The following is a 3,939-nucleotide window of genomic DNA, read 5'->3' on the forward strand; positions in this document are numbered from 1 at the left end:
CGAGTCCCTGCCACCGAGCGGCGCGCCTTATCCACCCTACAACGGAGCCGGTTTCGTAGGGTGGATAAGCGCAGCGCATCCACCATCGGCCACGTTGCCGACACGCTTTTTGGCGGCGGCCACCCAAGTTTGGAACTGCTGCCCGTGCTAAGGGTGCGATCCAAAGGTCGGGTTAGCGCAGCGTAACCCGACAATCGGCGAAAACGTCGGGTTACGGCGCGGCCAAGGGCGTGCGGTACCGATCGACCGTGAGTGCCATCTGGTAGGGTATGAAATTATCTGGAAATCGCCTTAGGGCCGGCTACACCCAGCGTCCGACGGCCTTTCCGCAGACGATCATCCTGTGCGGCGTGTGCGGCGTGCGCGACCTGCGTGACTATCGCATCCATGCCCGTTCCGAGCGTGAGCCCATCACCGGCGGCAGCGCCTTCAACATCAAGGCCGAATCGCTCCGCCTGGGCGACTTCAGCGCCGCCGAGACGCGGACCTTGCTGTTGGAGCATACCGCCGCGACCGGGCAGGTCTTCACCGCCACGGCCTTGGACCGGGTCTGGGAGCTGACCCAGGGTCAGCCCTGGCTGGTCAATGCCCTGGCCTATCGCGCCTGTTTCAAACTCCGCGCCGGCCGCGACCGCGCCCAGCCGATCACGGTGGAGCTGATCGATCAGGCCAAGGAGGCGATGATCGTCGAGCGCGTGACCCATCTGGATCAATTGGCCCACAAGCTCCAGGAACCGCGCGTGCGCCGCGTCATCGAGCCCATGCTGGCCGGCACGGCCCTGGGGGAGGTGCCCACGGACGATCGGGACTATCTGGTCGATCTGGGCTTCCTGAGGCGCGACGGGGCCGGGGGTCTGGTGGTCGCCAACCCCATCTACCGGGAGGTCCTCCCGCGCATGTTGGCCAGCGGCCCCCAAGACTCCCTCCCGCAGATCAGCCCCACCTGGCTCAACGCCGACGGCAGCTTGAATCCGGACGCCCTGCTCACGGCCTTCCTCGCCTTCTGGCGCCGCCACGGCCGGCCGCTGCTGGGCAGCGCCCCCTATCACGAGATCGCCCCGCACCTGGTGCTGATGGCCTTCCTGCATCGGGTGGTGAACGGTGACGGGACTTTGGAGCGGGAATACGCCATCGGCTCCGGGCGCATGGATCTCTGTCTGCGGTATGGCGCGGTGACCCTGGGGATGGAACTGAAGGTCTGGCACGACCGGCAGGCCGACCCCCTGGCCGAGGGTCTGGAGCAACTGGACGGCTATCTGGCCGGCCTGGGGCTCGACAGCGGCTGGCTGATTCTCTTCGACCGACGCGCCAATCAACCGCCGATCGCCGAGCGCACCGCACACCATGCAGCGACCAGTCCACAGGGCCGGCAGATCGTCGTGGTACGCGCCTGAGTCCGCATAGGGCGCAACACCAGCGCAATCGGCGTCGGAGCAACCCTTCAGCGCCATGTCGGGCGCCCGCTTATGCCGTACGTGTTGTATAGCCATCGGACGTGATAACCGGACGTAGGGGCGGGTTTCAAACCCGCCCCTACACCAAGGGTCTGTCCGGATATCAGGTCGGAAGGCGATATCAGCGGCGAGCGATCCTCAGCCCTGTCGGCTCTCCCCGATCTGGTCGCAATATTGGCTGAGGTTGTCGGGAACGCCGGCAGGACAGACGCCGCATTCCCGGTTGCCGGGCACTGCATAATCGATGAACTTCGGGTACGCGAGGTTCAGTCCGTTCATCAACGCAACGAATGATTCGAGCGAGCGGTTGCCGCCGAGCCGCGGGTTGCGTGTTTTTTCCTGCGCGATGCTCGAGACCCAGCGTCCCTCGTAGTCGTGACCGGGGTAGACCAGCGTTTCGTCGGGCAGCGCGAAGAGTTTGCCGGAGACGCTGTGATACAAGGCCGTCGGGTCGCCGCTTTGGAAATCGGTGCGGCCGCAGGCGTCGATGAGGAGTGCATCGCCGGTCAGGACCTGATTGCCGATCCGGTAGGCGTGATGACCGTCGGTGTGGCCCGGTGTGAAGAGCGGGTCGATGCGAAGACTGCCGACCATCAGCGGTGTGCCTTCGGCGATCGGCAGGTCGATGCAGGGGAGCCCGTCGACGGCGGGATGGGCGATCCGGCTACCGGCTTCGTGTTTGAGCCTGAGCGCCGCGGTGATGTGATCGGCGTGGACGTGCGTATCGAGCGTCAAGACGAGCTTCAGTCCGAGCGTCGCGACCTCGGCCAGATCGCGCTGCCAGGTGGGCAGCACGGGGTCGATCAGAATCGCCTCGCCGGTTTCTTCGCAGCCCAGCAGGTAGGTGTAGGTGCTGGATACGGGCTCGAACAGTTGTCTGAACAGCATCTTGTTCTCCGTTATAAGGGGTGCGCCGAACGGGCTCGCCGGTCAAGACGAGGATCCGTCCGGCAAGGCGTTTGATTTCTGGATCGTGGAGGGCGCAGCCGTTGATGCGGTCGATCGGCTGACGATCAATCATCGTCGCGGTGAGCTGTCACGCTGATCAGATGCCCGGTGTCGTCGACTTCGGCTTGGAATTCGATGGGCCGGCAGCAGACCGCGCAGTCCTCGATGTAGCGCTGGCTGCCGGCGGAACAGTCCACGACGGTATCGAAGTCCTCGCCGCAGTAGGGGCACTCAATTTGTATGTCTTGAAGCATCGGTATCCTGTGGTTCACATACGGCGCAATACGGGCGCAAACGGCATCCGACGATCTGACCTGTTGTGCGGACAGGCATTGATCATCGTTCCGGCCGGTCGCGGACGGTCCGCACAGCGGACCCTACGGTAGCACCGTGATCTGTAGGGTCCGCTGTGCGGACCAGCGACCGTGTGATCGCGCGGTGGCCGGGTTAATGATCAAGGCCCGCGGACAACCGCCGGAGGGCGGTTTACGGCGCAACCGTGTAAGGCTTCACCCATTGGTTGTTGCCGTCGTAGGCCTCCGCGCTGACGCAGGCGGCGTCGATGAAAGCGCGCAGTGACTTGACGGCGGCGGCCCCGGCGGGGAGGCCGTCGAGGGTCAGAGTGCGGCTGGCGCCGGCGGCCAGGATGCCGACCGGCAGCGTGGCGTCGCCCGCGGTGCCGCAGGCGGGGACGTCCGGCTGATCGACCCAGAGGGCGAGCGTGCCGGCGTTGCCGGGCGCGGTGCCGCGGTTCTTCACTGTCACGTCGGCGCTGAAGGTCCCGCCGGCGGTTGGGCGGTTGGGCGTCAGGGTGATGGCGGTGACCGCGAAGTCCGCGATCGGCTGGGCGAAGACCCGGTAGCTCTTGCTGACTTGGTTGTTGGTCTCATTGTGTTCCGCGGTTTCACACTGGTTGTCGACAAAGGCCCGCAGGGTCTTGTATCCGGCACTCCCGGCCGGCAGGCGGATCCGCACGACCTGTTTGGCGCCCGCCGGCAGGTTCGCCAGGCTGATGTCGGCGTCCCCTGGGGCCGCGCAGTCTTGGGTCGCGCGCTGGTCGGCCCAGACGCGCAGGATCCCTGGGCTCCCGGCCTGGGTGCCGCGATTCTTGACGGTGATCGAGGCGCTGAAGGGGCTGCCGGCCTTGATAATCGTTCCGGCCAGCATCGGCAGGAATGAGGTCTTACGGGGGCAGTCTCGAACTGCACAACGAGCGCGAACCCAAGACATTTAGACAGGATTAACAAGATTTACAAGATGTTATCAGTTTTCAATCTTGTAAATCTTGTTAATCCTGTCAAGAAATTTTGGAACTGGTTCAGGGTCGCGGCCGGAACCATGATCAAGGCCGGGCTGCCGACGAGCGGGGCGCTTGGGTTCAGGGTGATGTTGGTGACGGTGAAGTCGGTGGCGGTGGGCGGTCCCGCGAACCCGAAAACCGGCACGGGACTTAGGTGATCCGTGGTGGTGCCGTCGCCAAGCGCACCGACACTGTTGTATCCCCAGGCCCAGAGGCTGCCGTCGGTCTTGAGGGCCA

Annotated in this window: 5 protein-coding genes; 1 reads left to right on the forward strand and 4 read right to left on the reverse strand. The window is 64.9% G+C overall.

Going from position 1 to position 3,939, the window contains the following annotated elements:
- Positions 1-269 precede the first annotated feature (269 nt).
- Complete coding sequence (locus QZY03_RS27065; protein WP_295586632.1) at positions 270-1,394, forward strand: hypothetical protein; 1,125 nt, start codon at positions 270-272, stop codon at positions 1,392-1,394.
- 198 nt (positions 1,395-1,592) lie between these two features.
- Here QZY03_RS27065 and QZY03_RS27070 read toward each other — a convergent pair whose 3' ends face one another.
- From QZY03_RS27070 to QZY03_RS27085, 4 genes are all read right to left on the reverse strand, one after another.
- Positions 1,593-2,342, reverse strand: a complete 750-nt coding sequence (locus QZY03_RS27070; protein ID WP_295586633.1) for an MBL fold metallo-hydrolase — start codon at positions 2,340-2,342, stop codon at positions 1,593-1,595.
- Between the two features lie 125 nt (positions 2,343-2,467).
- The gene (locus QZY03_RS27075; RefSeq protein ID WP_295586634.1) at positions 2,468-2,656 is read right to left on the reverse strand and encodes a CPXCG motif-containing cysteine-rich protein; all 189 of its coding nucleotides are present in this window, start codon (positions 2,654-2,656) and stop codon (positions 2,468-2,470) included.
- Positions 2,657-2,888: 232 nt separating this feature from the next.
- Positions 2,889-3,569 carry a CARDB domain-containing protein gene (locus tag QZY03_RS27080; protein WP_295586635.1) on the reverse strand — a complete coding sequence of 227 codons (681 nt, stop codon included), beginning with the start codon at positions 3,567-3,569 and terminating at the stop codon, positions 2,889-2,891.
- A gap of 83 nt (positions 3,570-3,652) precedes the next feature.
- Positions 3,653-3,939: RCC1 domain-containing protein (locus tag QZY03_RS27085; protein ID WP_295586636.1), on the reverse strand; the 287-nt coding region annotated here is incomplete at its 5' end.

Source organism: uncultured Lamprocystis sp. (genome assembly GCF_903933125.1).
Taxonomy (GTDB): Bacteria; Pseudomonadota; Gammaproteobacteria; order Chromatiales; family Chromatiaceae; genus Thiodictyon.